Consider the following 20,336-nt stretch of genomic DNA (forward strand, 5'->3'; position numbering starts at 1 on the left):
GGACAAGTTTTTTCCCAAGTAATTTTAAACATTAGCAAAAACAGTTATTAGGATGTTTATATAAATATGACTTAGCTTATTTTAATCTAAAAGAAAACATTTTTCAATTTTGGCACACTTTTTGCATAATAGTCACATATAGAGGGATAGGCGTGTTGAAATCACTTACACAGTACTTCTGTTTAAAAAAATAAAACAATGAAAGGTAGGAGTTATACATGTACAATAATTTTGAAACTAAAGCTATTCATCAGGGTAACGAGAAAAATGCTTTTGGGTCATTAACAACACCAATTTTCCAAACCTCCACATTTGTATTTGATAATGCCGAACAAGGAGGGGATAGATTCGCAGGAAGACATGATGGATATATGTATACTCGTCTTGGGAATCCAACTGTACGTACTCTTGAGAAAAAGCTTGCAGCCATGGAAGATGGCGAATCATGCGTGGCATTTTCTTCAGGTATGGGCGCGATATCAGGAACTCTATTAAGCTTTCTTAGCAGCGGTGATCACATAGTTGCTGATAAAATGTTATACGGCTGTACTTTTTCCCTTATGGCCCATACATTTAGTAGATTTGATATTGAAGTTGACTTTATAGATTGTAGTGATATAAACTCAGTTATTCAATCTATCAAATCTAACACCAAGGTGGTATATTTCGAGACCCCAGCCAATCCAAGTATGAAAATAGTTGATATCAATAAATTATGTATTGAGGTACATAAAAAGAAATCAGACTGTAAAATTGTGGTTGATAATACTTTCGCTACACCATATATTACACAACCGTTAAAATTAGGTGCGGATATCGTTTTGCATTCTGCAACGAAATACCTAAATGGTCATGGCGATGTAGTTGCAGGTATGGCAGTTGGCAAAAAAGATGTAATGGATCAAATTCGTAGTATTGGTCTCAAAGATATCACAGGAGCAGTTTTAAGTCCTAATGATGCTTTTCTAATCCTTAGGGGACTAAAAACTCTAAAACATCGTATGGATGCCCACTCTTACAATGCACAAATGGTTGCTGAATTCCTTGAAAGTCATGAAATGATTGAAAATGTATACTATCCAGGTTTGCCGTCTAATTCAGGATATAAGATTGCAAAAAAACAAATGAGAAAATTTGGTGGTGTAATATCATTTGAAGTTAAAGGTGGGTTCAATGATGCAATAAACCTAATTAATAATCTTCACTTATGTACCCTTGCAGTAAGCTTAGGAGATGTTGAAACATTGATACAGCATCCTGGGTCTATGACACACTCTGCATACTCTAAAGAAGAAATAGAAGCAGCAGGCTTTTCTGATGGATTAATTCGCTTATCTGTAGGGTTAGAAAATTATCAAGATATTATTGATGATTTGTTACATGGATTAAGTTTAATTAGAGCGTAACACCATTTCCGATTTTTCTCTTAAGACCCACTCCCACCTTTTTATTTTATATGGATTAATTGCGACATAACGTTTTCGTGTTTACGACCCTCGGACTCAGCAGCTCCATGGGCGCGCTTCCCTATATTTTCAGCCTTCTTTTTCTTCTGGAAAAAAGCAATATAACCCTAAACAAATAACTGCCAAACTAAGTAGTTTAACCGCATCATTTGAAGAAATCACTCCCAAGAGATTCAAAACAAAAGTTCCGACACCTATTGAAATAGCTACGCATTTTATAAAAAGAGAAAATATTTGCTTTAAATCTCGTCTTTCAAGCTGTTGAAATCCGTTTTTACTATTTTCTCTACCCTGCATTAACCCTTCAACAGATACACCAAGTACTTCTGCAAGTTTAGGAATAGTGCTTATGTCAGGACAGGAAATATTGCGTTCCCATTTTGATACTGCCTTATCTGTTACTCCCAATCTTTTTGCTAGTACTGCTTGTGTCATATCATTTTCTTTTCTATGTTCGGAAATTACTTCTCCCATAGATTTATTTTCCATTTTAAATCACTCCTCGTATGTTTTGTATAAATACATCTTAAATCACAAATGCAGTTTACTCAACCTACCACAAGTAGAACCAAGTAAATAGATGGTTTAGTAGCAGTTTAGTGTTTGCTTTCCTCGCAAATAATGTTCTTCCTCCTAATATGTAATAAACTTTTACTTCCTTTAAAATATCTTGACGATTTGCCGGTAGCCATCCTCTGTTATAACTACACCCTTAGTTAGGACGATAGCGCAAAAAAGCCTACGCATTATTTGCCTAGGCTTTCTATCTCCATAACTTGTAAGGGCTAGGGTGGGATTATTTACATCCTTTTATTCCATTGAAATTGAGCTACTCTATTCACTGCTGCTAAAAATAATGTTACTGTTGCAGCCCCATAGGAAATAGCTCCGCTTCTAAGTACTATTCCTATGAACGCAATTATAAATAATGTAATGTAAGTTATTATTAATGTAAACCTTGCTGCCCTACCTTGAATTGCGTGATTACGCTCATCATCAGACAGAATCTTAATTTCACCCTTTAATTTTGGATCCTTCTTAAACTGATACAATTCTCCTAATATCATTAAAATGGCTGAACCTAAAGCTGCTGCTATGAAACGCAAACCGTTATTTTCTCCTCCGAAAAGCACATATACCGTACCTCCTAGGAAGTAACCTACTATGGCCAGAATAAATAATCTCCTGTAATACCTACTCACCTTTTCCACCATTTTCATCCCCCTCATAAATAAATATTTCCTCAATACTCATCTTAAAGTAACAAGCAATTTTGAAAGCAAGCTGAATAGATGGATTATACTTCCCGTTTTCTAAAGAACTAATAGTCTGTCTTGAAACCTGTAATATTTCAGCAAGTTCATCCTGCTTTAAAGCTCGTTTCTTACGGATCTCTTCCAAGCGATTCTTCAATAGCCTACCTCCTTTAACGTAAAGCTTCCTTTACATTAAAGATATACTACTACTAATAATTTGTCAAGCCAACTTTACATATATTTCTGAAATTTTGACTAGTTTTATCCCATGGCGATAGTGGATAATGACCACACAACGGACTTTCATCGCCAAGTTAACGCACATCCGGCGCACCAAAAATAATACCGCTCAAGCTGAGCGGTATTGTAACAGTGTTTGGAGTCTTATTAGTGATATTATAAATTAGCTTACTATGGTCATTGTTTTGAAACAGTAAATTCAGCAATAATTATTTTTGCTGTTTCTTCATCACTCAGGTCAGAAAACACTTCTTTTAGTATACGGTACTGACCTGGTTCTGATGGAACAAAGAGTATTACCTGCTCAAACTTCTTTCTTGGTTTCAGACTATACGCGATATCTTCCCAACCATCTGGAATATAAATAGTTTCCCACTCATTGTTTGTATATCGTTGTATTTCGTACTTTTGTCCAAAGTATATCGTGTTCCAGCTCCTGTTATTTATGGTTATTGTTAAATCATCACCCGATGAAATAACGTCTACGTTCAAACTTAGTTGAGGACTATTGTTTGTACTAACATAAACAATAATAATAATTACTACAATCAAGACGGCAAGTATAATTTTACGTGAATTCATACTATTACCTCCTTACATTTTAGTTTCACAACTCAAAGACAGAGTTATCCATACTCCTAAGTTTCTGAAAATGTTTTATATAAATTCAATTTTAACTTTATATAATTTTTTGTCAATATCATTTGTACGAACTTATAAACAGGTTTTTAAATCCATTATCTATTTTAATTTCATTTTGTAAATAGTAGATTCATGTTCAACACCAGTGTTATGGTTTTTAAAACTACTAGCTATATCTGCCTTAAGTCCACATTTTTCCATCACACGGCAAGATGCTATATTATCTGTAGCTACAGTACAATAAAAATCTCGCACCCCCAGTGAGTAGGCAAATTTAATCATTGCTTTTGCCATTTCAGTCGCATATCCATTCCCCCATAGTTCTTTTACAACATCATATCCAAACCCCCATTCTCCTTCTGGCCCCTCTGTTCCTATACAACAAGTTCCTATTGGTTTATTTGTCACCTTATCATATGCTATAAAGGGATATTCGTCTTGCCAATCATCAATATCAAAGATTATTTCTCTGAGTTCATCACCATTTTTATATGGTGGATTATTCAAGTATTTCCCAGTCTCAGGATCCCCCCATAATTTGGCCGCAAAATCACAATCGTCTAAAGTCATACTCTTAAGTATCATTCTTTCTGTTACTATATCCTTGGTTTTCATTCTCCAAACTCCTTTTCTTGCAATTTATCTACGTTCTAAATAGTCTTATTGAATCTAATTCTACTAAATATGTATCACTTTGCTTTAAAATAGACACCAAAGAAAGAAAATCCCCATATCACTATTTCCTATAACATCCCAGCCATTTCCAACGCCTTCGAACTGGAACCCAGAGCAATACCCCTTAAAAGGAGCTCGCACCCAGTGAGAAGGTGTGGTGCTGAATCTGCCCTAGACACGTGCTTTCAGCAACTTTATGTTTTGTTCTCCGATGCCATACACCCCCGTGCTCAGGTGGAAACAGGATATCTCCCTCTTAGAGCTATCTTTTGATTGTCACATCACATTAAAATATAAATTATACAAAATAACATTTCATGACTCACCAATTCTTCTGTTCACTTTAAATATTAAACTTCTTCTAAATGATTTAGTGGAGCCCATCCTTTTGTGAGCGGATCATATTGTTTAGTTCCCCATATCCAACCATTTAATATTTTATTCATAATTATAATTTCATCTACTTCTATATCAAATTCTCTTGCATCATAATCTTCTAATACAGTACCTATATCATCATTTCTATTAATTATTTGCTTCGGAACCCATCCTTCATTATTTTCCCTTTTACAATAAATCCACCCAGCCCAATCTCCATCTACACTGGACTCTTCAATACATATAACTTTGTCACCTTTATATAAAACTATTGGATTATCTGAATCGGTTTTTCTGTTTTTAATCACTCTATACTTACTCATGCTTGCATCTCCTTATATTTTAAAATTCAGTCTGCTTGTCCCAAAATATCCTCTTTAAAATCAAACTGTAAAAACTGTTGCCCAAATTGACTGTTTTCTGTATCGATGTGTTTACAAATTTGTATAACTATTACGTTATTAAATAATCAACGCCATGATCTACTGTTTCAACGTATGGTTTCGGAAAACGCCCCAGCCACTTCCAAAGTGGCCGTCCCTTTAGGGCTGGGGCAAGACTTGCCTATCCCTTATTGCCGTCCCAAGCTGCAAGTCTTGTGACAGAGGACGTGGTGCGCCTAGCCCCAGAGCCTGTCCACACCGCACCCTTGTGGGAATATTGTGCTATCTGCTGTCCGTCAATGCCAATATTTTTTTACATCACTAACCATTTTTTGTTCACCGATATCGTAATTTATAAATAATGTTCACTAAATCAATTATTATAATTTCTAATAATTGATTTATGACTCTTATAAGCAGCTAAAAAACTCAAAACTGCCAAACTTCCAATGAAAATAGCAATTACACACAATCCATTATTTAATAATATTGAAAAAAATGATATCTGTGTAATTCCTGCGATTATTCGGGTATTTCTAACCTTCTTTAATTCCTTTTTCATAGAAAAACCTCACTTTATTTTATTTCACATAATTCTACTTATATGACTAACTCTTTTCTCATATATTTCTTCTTTCAACATAAGTCAACTACTAACTGAACACTTTGCTAAGGTTTGCAAGATAACGATCCGCGTACTCCCGAAGTCTGGTTGCTACTTTCACCGTCTCTCAGATTTTGGGAATACACTGTTAGATGCTGTTACATGCCCCGAGAAGACAGGGCCATACGGACGTGGCGCCTCAATCTCTACTAAAACTCATATACTATTTTGAATATAAGGATTGTATGTTGTTTGTATACAGATTATGTTCTCATCTGTTAAGCATCTTCTTCAAATAGCCCTCGTTAAGTAAATGTACTGTTTCAAACTTACCTTTATAAAAAACAGCCCAATTATTAAACACACAAGGAAGTTTTTTCGCTTTTTCTAATGTGTCAACTTTTATCAGTTTAAACGGAATGTTGTTTGAGTTACAATATGTTTCAATTTGTTCTATGCAATTGGGAATATATGGGCATTGCAATCCATAATAAATAGTCAGCATTTCACTATCTATTTTATGCGTTTTTATATTTGGCGTAAACTGCGGCTGTAAGTTACCAAAAGACAATGCCATAAGTTCATACTCACCATGAATAGTATCAACAGTTTTAAAACCAAATTTTTGCATGAACTTTTTATCTGAAAGAAAAGGTTTTTTCTTTTTTGAGCTGATTATGCAAACACCAGCCATATCTTGTTTTTTTGCGTCCGCAATACAATAGTCGAGCAATTCTTTGGCATATCCTTTTCCCTTAAAGCTACCTGAAACCCAAAGGCAGTAGATGTAAATGTAGTTATCCCCAACAACTGGCACCCATGCCTTTTCAAGTGGCGCATATTCAATGAAAACCTTACCTTTCTCATTTAGCTTTCTAAATACATGTCCCTCTGGAATTCTTTCAGCAAGCCAAGCTTTTTTAATATTAACACCACATTGATGTTTCTTATCGGCGATAGCGCAACACAAATGCTCATTTGCAATATTACCTGTAGTTAAATTTATAAATTCATTGCTCATTGTTTTGCCCTCCTAAAAACCCTTCTTTGCGGCACGATGTCGCCGCCATAAGTTCTGCATGGGATTGCATCTAACGTGGCGCATTTGCAACGCCTTAGAACTGAACCCCAGAGTAATACCCTAAACGGAGCTTCGCTCCCAGTGAGAAGGTGTGGCGCTGAACCTGCCTACAAAAACTGCTCCCAACATCCCTGTGCAAATGTTATGTTATGGGAAGTCGTTTAAATTCCCTTTTTACATAATACAGATAAATACTCCTATAGCGTCCTTAACATATTTAAAACTATGTTTGCTGAGTTTTCAGCTGAGATTTTCTCAAATTTTTCATAACTCATAGTTGCTTCATTATCTGCATTATCTGAAATGCTTCTTATTATAACAAATGGTACATCATTAATATTAGCTACATGGCCAATTGCAGCTCCTTCCATTTCTACACAATGTGGCGAGTATTCTTCTACTATTTTCTTTTTTAAATTGTCATCTGATACAAAGCTTTCACCACTAACAATTCTCCCCAAATGATAGTTCAAATCGCTATTATTATTTAGCTTACAGGCATTTAACGCAAGTTCAATCAATTCTTTATCTCCATCAAAAAATTCTTTATAAGGAAAGCATGATTTCATTTGAGCTTTTCTCACATCATGATATGTAACATTGTCCGAGATTATTACGTCACATATTTTCACATTGTTGTGTAATCCACCAGCTATTCCAGTATTTATAATACAATCTACTCCATATCTATCTATTAAAATTTGGGTACAGGATGCAGCATTTACCTTTCCAACTCCACAACATGTTAAGATTACTTGATTTCCCTCAATTTCTCCAATATAGTAATTAAAACCTGCTACTTTTTCATTATTACTTACATTCATTTTATCTCTCAATAATTTTATTTCTAAATCCATTGCTCCCATAATTCCTATGATTTTCATTTTCTCATCTCCTGTTCGAATTTGGATACACAGAGACTTGCCCCTCTTGATATAATCTCTTCTGAATAATCTTTTTCGAGATCTTTAACCAAATGAGTTGATAGATAACAGTCTTCTATTATTTAAACACAACATAAAACTATCAGTTTTTTAATTTACAATAACATTAAATCCAAATTTAACCATTTCATTAGTCTCAAAGTTTGTAATCGCTAAAATTATAGTATAAGTTCCTAAATCATTAGGTAAAGTTAGTTTATTTCCATCCATCAATAAAATAAGTGGTTCATTATCTTTAAGAATTATTCTATTAATAGAATAATTCTTAAGTTTTTTATTAGTATAGATCAATTCCAACTCAGTATTAGTTGCATCTATAGCTATCGTCTCTAGCTCAAAATTTAAAAAATTATGTTCATCTGTTTGTTGTCCATCTTCTATATATTTTTTATAAGCAGTTATTTCTTTATCAACGTTCCTTACTCTTAATTCTATATTCTTAAAATCATTTTGATACAATAAACCTTTATACACCACTCCTAATATACCTACCACTAAAATCAAAGATAAAAAACTGATTAACAAAACTTTTTTTTTCATATTAGTTCTCTTCTCCTTATTTATAAATTTTTTTATTCTTTATCATTATCATTACGAAAAATATACTCCCCACTGTTACCTCTGCACATTACATGATAAAAAGCTCCTGGATATTCTATCCTAGGCTTTCTAGGCATAAGGACCATCTCTGTTATTTCCGAATTATATGTTTAATAAATTATTCAACAACAAATCTAGATAACCTTCAAAACGGACAAAAAAAAGAAGTTTTTCCAAGAATGGAAAAACTTCAAGCCTGACCCCGAAGATTCCTGAATCGACTTCTCCGAAATGCCTCTGTAGACCAAGGGGCCTTTAGGTCCCGTCGCGTGAATACGGTGTTATCGGATGTTGCCACTCTTCGAATAACTATCAGGTTGAAATGGTTTCAAGTTTTTATTGTCAGCTAATCTAATAAGTTTTTTGTTGTACAATTTTAATTTCTCTTCGAAACTAACCCGATTTCTTTCAAAATCTATTGTCCATTTGTACATCATCTTTAGCATTTTTATATCTGATTTATAATGACTCTTTTCAAAACCGAATTTTTGTTTTAGAAAACGTATAAAAATTCTTGACTTCCTTTTCCATAAGGGTGTATCAAGAAAAATGATTGTATCAGCCATATCAAATAAGCATCGGTAAGATTCTCTATCTGTTCCTTCAAATATCCATGATCCCCCGCTATCAATATTGTTAATTACCGCAATTTGTTCTTCTTGAGTTCGTTTATATCTTTCGTTTTCTGTTTGATGATAAACAATACAGTCAAGTTCAAACCATGGGATACCTAGTGTCTTTGATAATCTTTTGGCTAATGTTGTTTTACCACTTGCTACAATTCCAATTACTAATATTTTTTTCATTTGAGGTTAATCCTCCTAATTAATGCACTTTGGGAATTTCCGATAACGTTCTCGTGTTTGCGACGTGGCGTCCCTTTGGGGCTGGCGCAAGATTTGCCTCTCCCTCATTACCGTTCCGAGCTGCAAGTATTATGACAGAGGACAAGTGGTGCGGCTTGCCCCATATCCTATCCATCCCGCCCCTTGCGCAAATATTGTGTTATCTGCTGTCCGTTAATACACGACCTTATATATCCCTATGTGTTAGGATAGTTGTCGTAAGAAATTGATGTATAATAGAAAATACGACAATGAACCTAAGGAGAGAGAATATGCCTAGAACTAGCAAGTATAGTCAAGATTTTATAGATACAGTTTTAAAGAGGCTTGAGCCCCCTTCATCAGAGACAGTGAATGATTTATCAGAAGAGCTAGGGATACCAAGCTCAACTATCTATACATGGGTAAAAAGGAGCAATGGTAGTTTAAGAAAGCAAAAGCCCAAGGATAAGTGGACATCCAAAGATAAGTTTCATGTTGTTTTAGAGACAGCCACTCTATCGGAACTGCAACTAGCAGAGTATTGTAGGAGAAAAGGCCTTTATGTAGAGGAAGTTAAAGCCTGGAAAGATCAGTGTCTTAATGCTAATAATGAACCTGTGGAAGATACTAAAAAGATAAAGAATGAGCTTAAAGAGGAAAAACTAAAAGCTAAAGAGCTAGAAAAAGAACTTCGTATGAAAGAAAAGGCATTAGCTGAAACGGCTGCTTTACTGGTACTTAGAAAAAAGGCAAACGCGATTTGGGGGGACCCCGAGGAAGACTGATCAGTGACTCAGATCGTGTAGACGCAGTAAAGCTGATCAAAGAGGCAGTAGATAGTGGTGCTAGATTAAGACCAGCCTGTGCAGAATTGAATATAAGCGACCGGACATATCAGCGCTGGTCTAAGGGTAATGAAGTAAAAAAAGATCAACGTCCGTTGGCGCAAAGGCCTGTTCCCAAAAACAAGTTAAGCGATGAAGAACGCTCCATAATACTAGATACGCTAAATAGCCCAGAGTACGCTGACCTACCTCCCTCTCAGATTGTACCGAAGTTAGCTAACGAGGGTAAATACCTTGCTTCCGAATCGACAATTTACCGAATATTGAGAGAAGAAAAAATGAATGCACATAGATCTAAAACTAAAGAGCCTATAAAAAAGGAAGCTCCTACACATATTGCGACAGCTCCAAATAAGGTATGGACATGGGACATAACCTGGTTGAATGCTTCTGTAAAAGGTGCTTACTTTAAGCTATATTTAATCTTGGATATGTTTAGTAGAATGATAGTGGCGTACGAAGTTTGGGAGTCAGAAAAAGCAGAATATGCAGAGCAACTAGTAAGAAAAGCAACCTTGTCACAAGGCATAGCTGGAAGACCCCTGGTCCTTCATTCTGATAACGGTAGCCCAATGAAAGCTGCTACATTTCAAGCAACCCTAGAAAAGCTTGGTATCCAAAGCTCATTTTCTAGACCTAGGGTAAGTAATGATAATCCGTACTCTGAATCACTTTTTAAAACGATGAAGTATGTTCCGAAGTACCCTACTAAAGGGTTTCATTCAATAGATGAAGCAAGGAAATGGGTAAGAAAATTTGTAAGTTGGTACAACAACGAGCATTTGCATAGTGGTATTAAGTTTATAACACCCTATCAGAGACATTACGGTCTCGATAAGGCAATAATGGCTAAACGTATCGAAGCTTATAAACTAGCTCAACGAAAGCATCCTGAAAGGTGGGCTAGACATATCAGAAATTGGGAGTTGCCAGAGTTTGTGGCATTAAATCCTATTAAGGATGAAGAAGCAGTGGAACTTATTAGTCAGGAAGAGCAAGTGTAATCACAAGACTAGATTTGGCGAAGCGTATCATTTACTTGGAGAGGCCCACATGGTAGCCTGTTGAAAAGGCAGGACTTATTATTTATGGGCATGCCTTTAAGGACCTATACCTTGTGGGCAGAGGCTCCATGTCAATGACAAATCGGGTCCAGAACTCATAATTATTTTTATTAAAATGCGACAACTTTATTGACAAACACCGATATCCACCAAACTTAAATTGTCTAATTCGCTAATAACGGAATTATAAGAAGTCACCAAGACTGGTTGATTTACTATCAGAGTCCAATGTAGAACATCCACCCTTCTCTCTCACTTCAACCTATCTTCTTGATTAAGTAAATAACCTATCTATTAATAATTTTTTTAATTATTTCAAGTTGATCTTCCGTTATTGTAAGACCTTTTTCTCTTTCAAAATCAGTATAAATAAATATTCTATTATTATCCAATATCCTCTTTACTTTCAAGTATCAATGGTGTAGATGGATTAGATGGGTGATGTATTGTTATTTCCTTAGGATTATTATTGATAAATAGTCCTGCATGATTTTTGTAATTATTTTAAATTTTTAAGCCCTCCAGGTAGCTCAAAGTACCCATCTTTATTGGGCTCAAATTCAAAAACGTCTATTACAGAATCAATATTAAGTTCTCCATAAATATGAGGATAATCTCTTCCTTCATTATATAAATCTTCCCACTTAATTTCTGAAATAACTCTATCTTCATCTATACACAAGAGAACTAATCCTTCAATACCCTTAAAATTATAATTAGCGACATCAACTATTTTTTCAATAGGAGAACAGTGAATAAAACCGTTCTTAGCTAAAGTATCTCCTTTATAGGTTCCTTTTTTTTTAGCTCTTTCCCAATCTTTTTTCTTTAGAGCATGTATAATCATAATTTTCCTCCTTTTATGTACTAAATTTCACCTAACGTTCCGTATTTGCGACGCAACAATCCGTCCGCTTTCATGATGTGTTGGAATATGCTGTTAGTTGTCGTAGCTTGAAGTTAACTATTGGATAACTGCGCGATTTCTACACTTCTTTCAATTATGTCTTTACTTAATTTGTTACCACTCAGAACTTCTCTCATTTCCAATACAATTAATTCTTCCATTGTGTTTAGTACTAAACTAAAACTTCCAATTCCAGTATACTCACTTTGCTTATATATTGACCTAAAAGTTTATTACACAATGCTCCAAGATGATCGTCGTTGTACTATGGTTCTATACTGTTGTTTAAAATTCCACGAGTAAAAAGAAAAAGGTTGCGCAACATGAAAGCTTCATAGAGTGAGAATTTAGCCCACAACTCTGAATCAGTAAATGGTTTCAACTCAACAGTTCATTGGCTGCAATATCAAATAACAATGAGTTTTTCTCACAAAGGCAAGTTGAATCTATCGAGGAACTGTGGAAAATTATATTGAGAATTCGTAAGTTTTCAGCACCAATGAGTTTAGTATATGGCATTTTGAAACCCGATGAATACCTTGGATTTGTCTTCTCAGAGAAGTTTGATATATCTGATATAAACGAGTCGGAATTAAATAAATTAACATTGGAAATAGGCTAATTACTATATAAGACATAGAGAGGCAAAGAGAGAAAACATATTTTAAGCTTGTGACAGAGGCCATGTAGTGTGGCAAGCCCTAGAGCCTGTCCACACCGCACTCTTGTGGGAATGGCTTGTTATGCGTAGTTGACTTAGCTATAACCCATGGTTTTTGAGAAACTCTTTTGCTTTTTTCATAGTTTTAGGACTAATACTATTAGATTGAGATATTACAAATTCCTCAATCATGCTCTTATGCTTTGTTGTGATAAATTTAAAAAAGATTATTAAATACAAAAGTGAATATATAGAAAATGTTGTTCAATTACTATTAGAAGTAGATAACAGATGTAATTACCTAGAAAAACAAAAAGAATTATTAAAGAGCGATATTATTGAAGTTTTAGGTGAAGCATATGAACATTCTCTTATATAATTGAAATCTAGAAAGCATTAGAATTCTTTTGTTCTAGTTGCTCTAGGAAGTAAAACAAATCCGTCAAATTGTTCCTTAGGTATGATATTTAGCATAGTGTAGTGATAGTTTATATAGATTGCTTTCTCAAGAAATAATACATCATCTAGAGATAAAAAAGCTCTACGTTCTTCTGCTAGATCTTTCATAATCCTAAGCAATTCATCTCTTCTGCCACTCCTAGTAATATCAATTGTTTTGTATTCAGTATCTCCCCATTTAATTTCTCCTTTTGCTGGCACCACCACTAGGGAGTAGCTTTTTTTATTTGTGTAAGGACTTTGATGTTTAAGGTACTCTCCTAGCCATTTGTTTTCTGTGCCTAAAAAGTGGCTATTTTGGGCATGATAAAAGCCAACATTAATAATAGTCCCATTATTATTTTTCTTTAAGTATCCATCTACCATATTTTTTATAAAATCCTCTCTGAGCTGGCTGCGCAACTGTACATTTCCCTCTTCTAATGGTTTTCTACATACAATACTCTGTATCTCAATCTCAACAATATCTAAAATCCTGTGGTAGTATCTCTCACCCCAGACTTCAGTTAGATTAGCTTCTTCAGCTATTAGATTTTGATAAAATTCTTCTACATGTTTATAAAATGCTTTATTATCTTCTATGATGCCTTTGTTGTCATCAAAGACAGATAAAAATTCTTCTACTGGCTCTTTGTATTCAATCAATCCAATTTCCAGCATTGTCCTCAAAGAGACTCCCATAAAGATTGGGCTGTGGTTAATATCTATAGCCCTTACTCTTATTCGCTCCTCCTCAGGAACCCTTTGGTTAAAATCTCTAATTCGTGAAATATCCGCCTGAGGAAGACTTTGAAAATAAGCAGGCAATTGGTCTAGTACTCCCCAGGTGTAATCCTCTAAAATCCAGCCTAATGAATGAGACATTTCTAGAAGCAGTTGATCAAATTGATTATAGTTATTTAAATCCAACATTAGATCTGTCACAAAATCCTTATGCTCCTGTATCCCATGATACTCCCCTACTACTACTGCTTTTTTATCCTTTAGCCTTTCGATTAATTCGGTTGGGATAACTGTCTCATCAAATACAACAACATGACTTTCAATGCTGTTTTTTAATGAGTTGTCACAGGCAGTCAACAAGAATATTAGTGAAGTAACAATTAATATACATATCTTTTTACTTATTTCTCTATTCATCTATTTAACCCCCTTCAAGTTTTATCAATGGCAAAATTATTTTACGTAGTCTATCAAATATTAATTAACGAGATTTTCCCGGTGTTCTTTTGCCAATTGAAGCAGGACTCACATCCTATGGGTGTGGTTTTGGAGAACGTCCGGCCATTCACAACGTGGCCGTCCCTTTAGGGCTGGCGCAAGACTTGCCCATCCCAACTACACCAATCCAACTGCAAGTCTTGTGACAGAGGGCATGTGGTGCGGCTAGCCCCAGAGCCTGTCCACACCGCACCCTTGTGGGAATGGCTTGTTATATGTTGTTATTACTGCTACTAAGTATTACCCGAGTATATGTTTCATAATATCAACTAAATCATTAGTTCTTATATAAACATCAGCAATTCCTAGTAATTTGCTTGAGTAATTAATTGCTATTGATTTTCCACTTTCCTTAAATATTTTTATATCAGATGCACTATCTCCTACTGAAACAACTTTTTCTAATGATATATCATGTTCTTTACAAAATGATTTTAAGCTGTTTAATTTTCCCCTATCTCCTAGATGTTTTAATATTCTGCCAGTAAATCTTCCATTTTCAACTTCATATACACTTCCATAGATTTTATCGAATTTAAACATCTTTTGTATAACTTCTGCAACTTGTACTGGTCCAGCCGTCACTAGGATTACGAAAATACCGCTGCTTTTTAATTCATTTATTACTTTTTCAATGTTATTAATCAGTTTAATATATCTTTCAAACTCTTGCTCTACTCTCTTTACTTCTAATGCAGTAAATAATTTAGATTTTATGTAATCTGCTTCTATCCAAGAAATTTCACCTTGGTCTTCTCTGTTTTCTACATCTCTAACTTCATCTATTTTTCCGCTTAACAAACAAAGATACTCTACAGAATTAGTATTAGTAATCAGTGTTCCATCCATATCAAAACAAACTACTTTAACCTTATCCAATCCATATCTCTCCCTATAAGAAAATCACTTTTTAAATTAGAATTCTCTGAAGTTTATATCGACCCCATAGTCCTGCCCCGATAGTGATAATGTCATCTAACGCCCCAGCCATTTCCAACGTGGCCGTCCCTTTAGGGCTGGCCTTCATACATTACCATCCCAAGCTGCAAGTCTTGTGACAGAGGGCATGTGGTGCGGCCTACCAACACCGCACTCTTGTGGGAATGGCTTGTTATACGATGGTTTAATTCGTTATATATAACTTTTTTTAATTTTACTTCCGTCAAGTTTATAGTAAGTGGTCTGCTTAACCTTTTTAGAAAGTGTATAACTAGAAACATTAGCTTTTAACAAATTATCTATTTCAGTATGAGGATGTTTAAAGCCTTTGTGATTTCCAGCAGATACAAATGCAAATTGCGGTTTGATCTCATCTAACAAATCTTTATTTGTTCCAGTTCTACTGCCATGATGAGATACCTTTAATATACTTTGCTCATATGCTTTCATTTTCCCTAATAAATGATTGTAACCAATATCTCCTGTTAAATGAGCTGAGGTATTATGATAACCCAATGTAAAACAAATAGAACTGTCATTAATATCAGGAGATACGACATTCGTACTTGTTCTACTATCTGGGTTAACGAATTCTAAAACTGTATTTCCTTCTTTAAATTTACATGGTCTATTTAGATTAATCCATTTAGGTATTGATTTAGCTGACTTCAATAAATCACTTACTGTCTTAGTAGGATGATGATAATCCTGATTTATAATAAAATATTCTATATCAAACAGTCCTCTATCAATAATATATTTAGCACCACGCAAGTGATCTAAATGTTTATGTGTGATTATTAAACCTTTGATTTTATCTGTATCTAACTTATGCTTACCTAATATGTGCTTAATTTCAGAACAAAACCGATTAGCATTATTTCTGCTATATACATTAGTATCTATTATATAGGCATTACCAACTGATGTAATGGCCAAAAACGAATCTCCTTGCCCGACGTTAAAGCAATAAATATAAGGACAATCTATATCCAATTTCCCCTGTTGACAAAACAGTGGCTCCTTAATATCTTCAGGATTTCGATTATAGTCAACTGATATATTCAAATCATTAAATGGTGATTCAACGCGATTATCAGCAAAAATGTCATTTTTTATATCAAACCTATACTCATCGTAAGCAAATATATTCTGTCCTCTAATAGTTGATTGAGGAATCGAATAATACCCTCCTTGTACTACTGACCCAATACTTTTTTCTACCAAATAATTATAATCTACCTGAGCATTTAAAAATTCCTTTTGTAGTAATTCATCAGCAACCCTTATGTATCTTAAGTGAAATGGAGGAAAAAACTCCGAATTAATGTTTGGAATTATCTTCAACAAAAAATCTCTTTCTTTATAATGGGATATTTCATCAATTGAAAATCTTACTAAATTTCTATTTAGCAGGTAATCTTTAAACATTCTTATCATGCCTTCCTAGTAAGAAATGTGTTACAATTAAACTTTTGTATAACTTATCGAGTATTCCCGACGCTTCCGTCCCTTTAGGGGCTGGCGCAAGACTTGCCTTACCCTTATACCGTCCCGAGCTGCAAGTTTTGTGACAGAGGATATGTGGTGCAGCTTGCCCTAGAGCCTGTCCAATCCGCACTCTTTGGGAATGGCTTGTTATATGATGACGCCTATTAAGTAAACCTATTTAAGAAACTCTCTTGTCAAAAGGATTAACCGATTGTAAATATTTTCTAATCTCCAATCTAATTTGATGTACTTCCTCTTCAATTTGAGAAATACCACACCCATTTTCATATAACCGGTAAAGGAATGTGCTACAGAACTGCCCTAGAGCACTACCCTCCGTAGCCAACGGCAATCTTTTGTTATTGGATGCCGGGTGCCCCGGGATTCAGAGGACAACAGGATGTTGCTCCAAATACTACAGAGCCCTTCTTACTTATAAACACTTGGCTTTGTATTATGCTTCATAGGCATGGTAAGAACTATTATGTGACTATCCCCCAAAAATCAAATTTTATGGCTCGTTTTGTCACTTTTAATAAAGTCTTTTTACCAGTGATAACAAAATATTATTCAAACTTCAACATGAGTGAATCGCAAATAGCCGTATATCCTATCTTTTTATAAATACTATTTGATGTTGGGTTTAACAAATCCGTGTATAATACGCACTTAGTAAATCCGTTATCTAAAGCAATTTGACTGATTTGAGCCACGCATGAGGAGGCGTAACCCTTTCCGCGATAATAAGGAGGAGTATATACATATGTCACGCCGATAGCTGTTTGCATTTCCCTTGTATATCCCGCCATAGAGACAGGTATCCCATTGTCTTCTAGAACGTAGAGCTTTTTTGTTGATAATCGATAGCAATATGGTTTTGCATCTTGTGGGATAAACATTTCTATTTTCCCATAAATATTTGCTGCATTAAATGCCTCAGCCCAGTATGGAAAAAAATACATATCTTTTTCATCCAGCAAACGAACAACACCAAATTGTTTAATATCTGGGTTTACTGCCTTAAGCTCATATATGCGCTGGTTCATGGTTGTTTTAAAGCTTAATTCCTTTCGTGCGGTATATTCTTTGGCAAAATACTCCGCCAACGTTTTTTCGCTTGTCACGCCAGGAATTTCATGGTCTTTCAGTCCATCTATCAGACAGTTTATAGCTTTTGGATTAATTATATTGTCTGTTGCATAAAGTGTGATATTATGCGGCGGTGTCATTATAGCTGTAAGCTGTATACCGTTTGCATCCGAAATAGTTGCCATAAGCCAATTTACAGGGTCACGCCAGTCTGTTTTATCTTTCCCCTCATGTCCAATTATGATATTACCAAGAGGAATCATATTCTGAGCCTCGTGACGCATTAACACATCATAGGTATCATTGTAAAACTCATGTACATCCATATACAATTTGAATTGCATTGTTATATCACCCTTTCATTGCATCTATACCATTTTACTGCTTTTAACCATTCGTACATAAAAATACTTGCATAAGGCGAATCCGTATTATAGACACTTATTCCTGTAGTGAGATTAGGGGTCACGAGATTAGGGATCAGGCTTGAAGTTTTTCCATTCTCTCTTTCAGCTCATCATTTACCTGCCTAACTATATCAGCAACCTCAATATCAAGACGCCTTTTCTCTGCTTTAATCTTGGAGGTAGCTGATGGCGATAAGTTTAGAAGCCTTGCTACTTCGTTGTTTGAAATCTCAACGTATTTATCACTGAGTATCACAATGGCTTTTCTAGCAATTACGTACTCTTTAAGCTTCGTCTTCTCTGTTAATTCTTTCTTGCTTAAACCAGTTTTCTCATATACACAATTTATTATATCATCAACGCTAACAACTAAATCAGGCTCAACCCTCTTCATTTCCTTGAACTCCTCTACAGTAGCGTGTACTTCTTTTTCATCTAAGACAAATTCACTAAGTTCCATTTTCCCTTGGTCAAGATTCATAAATCTTCTATACTCCTTAACTCCACGCTTAATATCTCCACCCAGCATTTCCAGTATAAACTCCACTTCAACTACGGATTTCTTATTCACCTTTAAATAATCCTGATGACTACTCCATTTATAATTAAGCCCATCATCAATCCATGCTTCAACTGGATTTAAGTGTATATACTTTACTAGCTGTAACAAGTATGAATCCCCGTCGCATAGCAATGCTTTGTACCGCTGCTGGAATACATGACCAGTTCTAGAATGCTTCAAATTAATTCTTTGGGTATAGCTTTGCTGTATTCCCTGCATGATCTTAGACAGTGGCACCTCCCCAGTTTCTATAAGCAAATGAACATGGTTATCCATAATGCAATAGGCATAGAGCTTAAAGCGATATCGTTCTTTATATTTATCCACTAGAAATAAGTATAGTTCTTTATCTTGATTATTGCGAAAAATATACTCCCCATTGTTACCTCTGCACATTACATGATAAAAAGCTCCTGGATATTCTATCCTAGGCTTTCTCGGCATAAGGACCACCTCTGAGATTTCCGAATTAAATGTTTAATGAATTATTCAACAATAAATCTAGATAACCTTCTAAGCGGGACAAAAAAAAGAAGTTTTTCCAGGAATGGAAAAACTTCAAGCCTGACCCCGAAGATTTGCGCTATGAAAAGAACTATTATTCAGTGCCTACTATAAACGCCTACTTAAGTTTGAAAAACAGTTAGCTAAAACGGGTTTATTGATTATCGATGAGATGTCGTATTTGACGTTTAATAGACATCAATCAGAGTTACTTTTCAAAGTTGTTGCTGATCGAGCAGAAAAAAGAAGTGTCATAGTTTCTACTAACTTAAAGTTCTCAGAGTGGACAACCCTCTTTGAAAATGAAACAATGGTCGCCGCCTTGGTTGATAGGCTAACATTTAGATCCCACGTACTTAACATGAATGGCCCATCTTATCGTAGTGAAAACTCAGAGCAAGATATGGATTAATTAAACTAAGGAAATACTCGTGGGGTATTTCCTATTATTAAACAACTTTGTGGCAAATCTTTTGAGTAGCGAAAACTATGCTAGTGGTAAACTTTTTCGATATCACTAGTGGTAAACAAATTGAATAGCAAGTGGTAAAAAAATTCGTTGACATTCGCAGTCTTCAGATTCTAGGCGCAAGAAAAAACCAGCCCGGAGCGTATACTCAATACGTGAGGACTGGTTTTTTTGAAGCAACGACGAAGATGATGGCTTTTCAACAGTCGTATATACAAAAAAAACCTAAAGCTTATCGCTTTAGGGTTCATATCTCCATATTTGGTGGAGGCGGGGGGAGTCGAACCCCCGTCCGAAGGTATCTTAACAGCAGTCTCTCCGAGCGCAGTCTCTATTTTAGGGTTTCGCTTCTCTAAGCTTCTAAAGACAAAATCTTAAAGTTGCTAGCTTCTAAGTTTCCCTACCAAGTCGAAGCAACTTTGGTAAGTAGTCTGCTATTTGTTTTCGTCTTAGTCACCAGTCACAGACAAACTAGTGGTAAGACGTCCGCTGACTATGCAGCGAAAGCTAAATTATTGTTTGTTTTAGCGTTTAATTTAAGTTTCCAGTTATTAACGTGGCCCTGGCCCACGGCTCGCTACTCCCATCTTGACCCTAATCAAGTAGTGATCGCAAAGGAGAC

21 protein-coding genes, 1 other RNA gene and 1 pseudogene are annotated in these 20,336 nt (G+C 35.1%); 5 read left to right on the plus strand and 18 right to left on the minus strand.

Annotation, left to right across the window (positions count from 1 at the left end):
- Positions 1-218: 218 nt before the first annotated feature.
- Positions 219-1,406, plus strand: coding sequence for a methionine gamma-lyase (megL, locus tag HYG86_RS05865; protein ID WP_213167988.1), 1,188 nt, complete (start codon positions 219-221; stop codon positions 1,404-1,406).
- A gap of 129 nt (positions 1,407-1,535) precedes the next feature.
- Here megL and HYG86_RS05870 read toward each other — a convergent pair whose 3' ends face one another.
- The 11 genes from HYG86_RS05870 to HYG86_RS05920 form a co-directional block, all read right to left on the minus strand.
- A complete protein-coding gene (locus tag HYG86_RS05870; protein ID WP_213167989.1) occupies positions 1,536-1,955 on the minus strand; it encodes a helix-turn-helix domain-containing protein in 420 nt (139 codons plus the stop codon).
- A gap of 311 nt (positions 1,956-2,266) precedes the next feature.
- Positions 2,267-2,680 carry a DUF2178 domain-containing protein gene (locus HYG86_RS05875; RefSeq protein WP_213167990.1) on the minus strand — a complete coding sequence of 138 codons (414 nt, stop codon included), beginning with the start codon at positions 2,678-2,680 and terminating at the stop codon, positions 2,267-2,269.
- Positions 2,661-2,879, minus strand: a complete 219-nt coding sequence (locus tag HYG86_RS05880) for a helix-turn-helix transcriptional regulator (RefSeq protein ID WP_213167991.1) — start codon at positions 2,877-2,879, stop codon at positions 2,661-2,663. The genes HYG86_RS05875 and HYG86_RS05880 overlap by 20 nt, the downstream gene beginning before the upstream one ends.
- 260 nt (positions 2,880-3,139) lie before the next feature.
- Complete coding sequence (locus tag HYG86_RS05885; RefSeq protein ID WP_213167992.1) at positions 3,140-3,544, minus strand: immunoglobulin-like domain-containing protein; 405 nt, start codon at positions 3,542-3,544, stop codon at positions 3,140-3,142.
- Positions 3,545-3,703: 159 nt separating this feature from the next.
- Positions 3,704-4,219 carry a GNAT family N-acetyltransferase gene (locus tag HYG86_RS05890; protein WP_213167993.1) on the minus strand — a complete coding sequence of 172 codons (516 nt, stop codon included), beginning with the start codon at positions 4,217-4,219 and terminating at the stop codon, positions 3,704-3,706.
- A 410-nt stretch (positions 4,220-4,629) separates the two neighbouring features.
- Positions 4,630-4,980 carry an SH3 domain-containing protein gene (locus HYG86_RS05895; protein WP_213167994.1) on the minus strand — a complete coding sequence of 117 codons (351 nt, stop codon included), beginning with the start codon at positions 4,978-4,980 and terminating at the stop codon, positions 4,630-4,632.
- Positions 4,981-5,413: 433 nt separating this feature from the next.
- The gene (locus HYG86_RS05900) at positions 5,414-5,602 is read right to left on the minus strand and encodes a hypothetical protein (protein WP_213167995.1); all 189 of its coding nucleotides are present in this window, start codon (positions 5,600-5,602) and stop codon (positions 5,414-5,416) included.
- Positions 5,603-5,915: 313 nt separating this feature from the next.
- Positions 5,916-6,665 (minus strand): GNAT family N-acetyltransferase, encoded by a 750-nt coding sequence (locus tag HYG86_RS05905; RefSeq protein ID WP_213167996.1) that lies wholly within the window; start codon positions 6,663-6,665, stop codon positions 5,916-5,918.
- Positions 6,666-6,922: 257 nt separating this feature from the next.
- On the minus strand, positions 6,923-7,609 hold the full coding sequence (locus tag HYG86_RS05910; protein WP_213167997.1) for a 5'-methylthioadenosine/adenosylhomocysteine nucleosidase: 687 nt from the start codon (positions 7,607-7,609) through the stop codon (positions 6,923-6,925).
- Between the two features lie 150 nt (positions 7,610-7,759).
- On the minus strand, positions 7,760-8,209 hold the full coding sequence (locus tag HYG86_RS05915; protein ID WP_213167998.1) for a hypothetical protein: 450 nt from the start codon (positions 8,207-8,209) through the stop codon (positions 7,760-7,762).
- Positions 8,210-8,550: 341 nt separating this feature from the next.
- Positions 8,551-9,075 carry an AAA family ATPase gene (locus HYG86_RS05920; RefSeq protein ID WP_213167999.1) on the minus strand — a complete coding sequence of 175 codons (525 nt, stop codon included), beginning with the start codon at positions 9,073-9,075 and terminating at the stop codon, positions 8,551-8,553.
- 311 nt (positions 9,076-9,386) lie between these two features.
- Between HYG86_RS05920 and HYG86_RS05925 the strand changes: the two genes are divergently transcribed.
- Positions 9,387-10,945, plus strand: a protein-coding gene (locus HYG86_RS05925; RefSeq protein ID WP_213167517.1) for an IS3 family transposase whose coding sequence is annotated in 2 segments (ribosomal slippage) — positions 9,387-9,855 and positions 9,855-10,945 — 1,560 coding nt in all. Because the reading frame shifts where the segments join, the coding sequence is not laid out codon by codon here.
- A gap of 559 nt (positions 10,946-11,504) precedes the next feature.
- Here HYG86_RS05925 and HYG86_RS05930 read toward each other — a convergent pair.
- Positions 11,505-11,852, minus strand: coding sequence for a DUF952 domain-containing protein (locus HYG86_RS05930; RefSeq protein WP_213168000.1), 348 nt, complete (start codon positions 11,850-11,852; stop codon positions 11,505-11,507).
- Positions 11,853-12,306: 454 nt separating this feature from the next.
- On the opposite strand from HYG86_RS05930, the gene HYG86_RS05935 reads away from it, so the two are divergent.
- Both HYG86_RS05935 and HYG86_RS05940 read left to right on the plus strand, forming a co-directional pair.
- Positions 12,307-12,534: a hypothetical protein gene (locus HYG86_RS05935; protein WP_213168001.1), complete on the plus strand. Its 228-nt coding sequence runs from the start codon at positions 12,307-12,309 to the stop codon at positions 12,532-12,534.
- A gap of 229 nt (positions 12,535-12,763) precedes the next feature.
- Positions 12,764-12,952 (plus strand): hypothetical protein, encoded by a 189-nt coding sequence (locus HYG86_RS05940; protein WP_213168002.1) that lies wholly within the window; start codon positions 12,764-12,766, stop codon positions 12,950-12,952.
- 17 nt (positions 12,953-12,969) lie between these two features.
- Here HYG86_RS05940 and HYG86_RS05945 read toward each other — a convergent pair whose 3' ends face one another.
- The 5 genes from HYG86_RS05945 to HYG86_RS05965 form a co-directional block, all read right to left on the minus strand.
- Positions 12,970-14,172: a hypothetical protein gene (locus HYG86_RS05945; RefSeq protein ID WP_213168003.1), complete on the minus strand. Its 1,203-nt coding sequence runs from the start codon at positions 14,170-14,172 to the stop codon at positions 12,970-12,972.
- Between the two features lie 321 nt (positions 14,173-14,493).
- Complete coding sequence (locus HYG86_RS05950; protein WP_213168004.1) at positions 14,494-15,132, minus strand: HAD family hydrolase; 639 nt, start codon at positions 15,130-15,132, stop codon at positions 14,494-14,496.
- 252 nt (positions 15,133-15,384) lie between these two features.
- On the minus strand, positions 15,385-16,623 hold the full coding sequence (locus HYG86_RS05955; RefSeq protein ID WP_213168005.1) for a ComEC/Rec2 family competence protein: 1,239 nt from the start codon (positions 16,621-16,623) through the stop codon (positions 15,385-15,387).
- 626 nt (positions 16,624-17,249) lie between these two features.
- On the minus strand, positions 17,250-18,098 hold the full coding sequence (locus HYG86_RS05960; RefSeq protein ID WP_213168006.1) for a GNAT family N-acetyltransferase: 849 nt from the start codon (positions 18,096-18,098) through the stop codon (positions 17,250-17,252).
- 154 nt (positions 18,099-18,252) lie between these two features.
- Positions 18,253-19,185, minus strand: coding sequence for a transposase (locus HYG86_RS05965; protein WP_213168007.1), 933 nt, complete (start codon positions 19,183-19,185; stop codon positions 18,253-18,255).
- A 202-nt stretch (positions 19,186-19,387) separates the two neighbouring features.
- Here HYG86_RS05965 and HYG86_RS05970 point away from each other — a divergent pair.
- A pseudogene (locus HYG86_RS05970) lies at positions 19,388-19,657 on the plus strand (ATP-binding protein); the annotation flags it as partial.
- 319 nt (positions 19,658-19,976) lie between these two features.
- Here HYG86_RS05970 and ssrA read toward each other — a convergent pair.
- Positions 19,977-20,314: a transfer-messenger RNA gene (gene ssrA, locus HYG86_RS05975) on the minus strand.
- Between the last annotated feature and the right edge of the window lie 22 nt (positions 20,315-20,336).

It is taken from the genome of Alkalicella caledoniensis (genome assembly GCF_014467015.1).
GTDB classification, from domain to species: domain Bacteria; phylum Bacillota; class Proteinivoracia; order Proteinivoracales; family Proteinivoracaceae; genus Alkalicella; species Alkalicella caledoniensis.

What these genes read in the sequence shown, in the direction of transcription:
- megL (WP_213167988.1), top strand. Translation starts at nt 219, where the DNA reads ATGTACAATAATTTTGAAACTAAAGCTATTCATCAGGGTAACGAGAAA.
- HYG86_RS05915 (WP_213167998.1), bottom strand. Translation starts at nt 8,209, where the DNA reads ATGAAAAAAAAAGTTTTGTTAATCAGTTTTTTATCTTTGATTTTAGTG.
- HYG86_RS05900 (WP_213167995.1), bottom strand. Translation starts at nt 5,602, where the DNA reads ATGAAAAAGGAATTAAAGAAGGTTAGAAATACCCGAATAATCGCAGGA.
- HYG86_RS05945 (WP_213168003.1), bottom strand. Translation starts at nt 14,172, where the DNA reads ATGAATAGAGAAATAAGTAAAAAGATATGTATATTAATTGTTACTTCA.
- HYG86_RS05895 (WP_213167994.1), bottom strand. Translation starts at nt 4,980, where the DNA reads ATGAGTAAGTATAGAGTGATTAAAAACAGAAAAACCGATTCAGATAAT.
- HYG86_RS05890 (WP_213167993.1), bottom strand. Translation starts at nt 4,219, where the DNA reads ATGAAAACCAAGGATATAGTAACAGAAAGAATGATACTTAAGAGTATG.
- HYG86_RS05875 (WP_213167990.1), bottom strand. Translation starts at nt 2,680, where the DNA reads ATGGTGGAAAAGGTGAGTAGGTATTACAGGAGATTATTTATTCTGGCC.
- HYG86_RS05930 (WP_213168000.1), bottom strand. Translation starts at nt 11,852, where the DNA reads ATGATTATACATGCTCTAAAGAAAAAAGATTGGGAAAGAGCTAAAAAA.
- HYG86_RS05960 (WP_213168006.1), bottom strand. Translation starts at nt 18,098, where the DNA reads ATGGATGTACATGAGTTTTACAATGATACCTATGATGTGTTAATGCGT.
- HYG86_RS05910 (WP_213167997.1), bottom strand. Translation starts at nt 7,609, where the DNA reads ATGAAAATCATAGGAATTATGGGAGCAATGGATTTAGAAATAAAATTA.
- HYG86_RS05885 (WP_213167992.1), bottom strand. Translation starts at nt 3,544, where the DNA reads ATGAATTCACGTAAAATTATACTTGCCGTCTTGATTGTAGTAATTATT.
- HYG86_RS05870 (WP_213167989.1), bottom strand. Translation starts at nt 1,955, where the DNA reads ATGGAAAATAAATCTATGGGAGAAGTAATTTCCGAACATAGAAAAGAA.
- HYG86_RS05965 (WP_213168007.1), bottom strand. Translation starts at nt 19,185, where the DNA reads ATGCCGAGAAAGCCTAGGATAGAATATCCAGGAGCTTTTTATCATGTA.
- HYG86_RS05955 (WP_213168005.1), bottom strand. Translation starts at nt 16,623, where the DNA reads ATGTTTAAAGATTACCTGCTAAATAGAAATTTAGTAAGATTTTCAATT.
- HYG86_RS05905 (WP_213167996.1), bottom strand. Translation starts at nt 6,665, where the DNA reads ATGAGCAATGAATTTATAAATTTAACTACAGGTAATATTGCAAATGAG.
- HYG86_RS05920 (WP_213167999.1), bottom strand. Translation starts at nt 9,075, where the DNA reads ATGAAAAAAATATTAGTAATTGGAATTGTAGCAAGTGGTAAAACAACA.
- HYG86_RS05940 (WP_213168002.1), top strand. Translation starts at nt 12,764, where the DNA reads ATGCTCTTATGCTTTGTTGTGATAAATTTAAAAAAGATTATTAAATAC.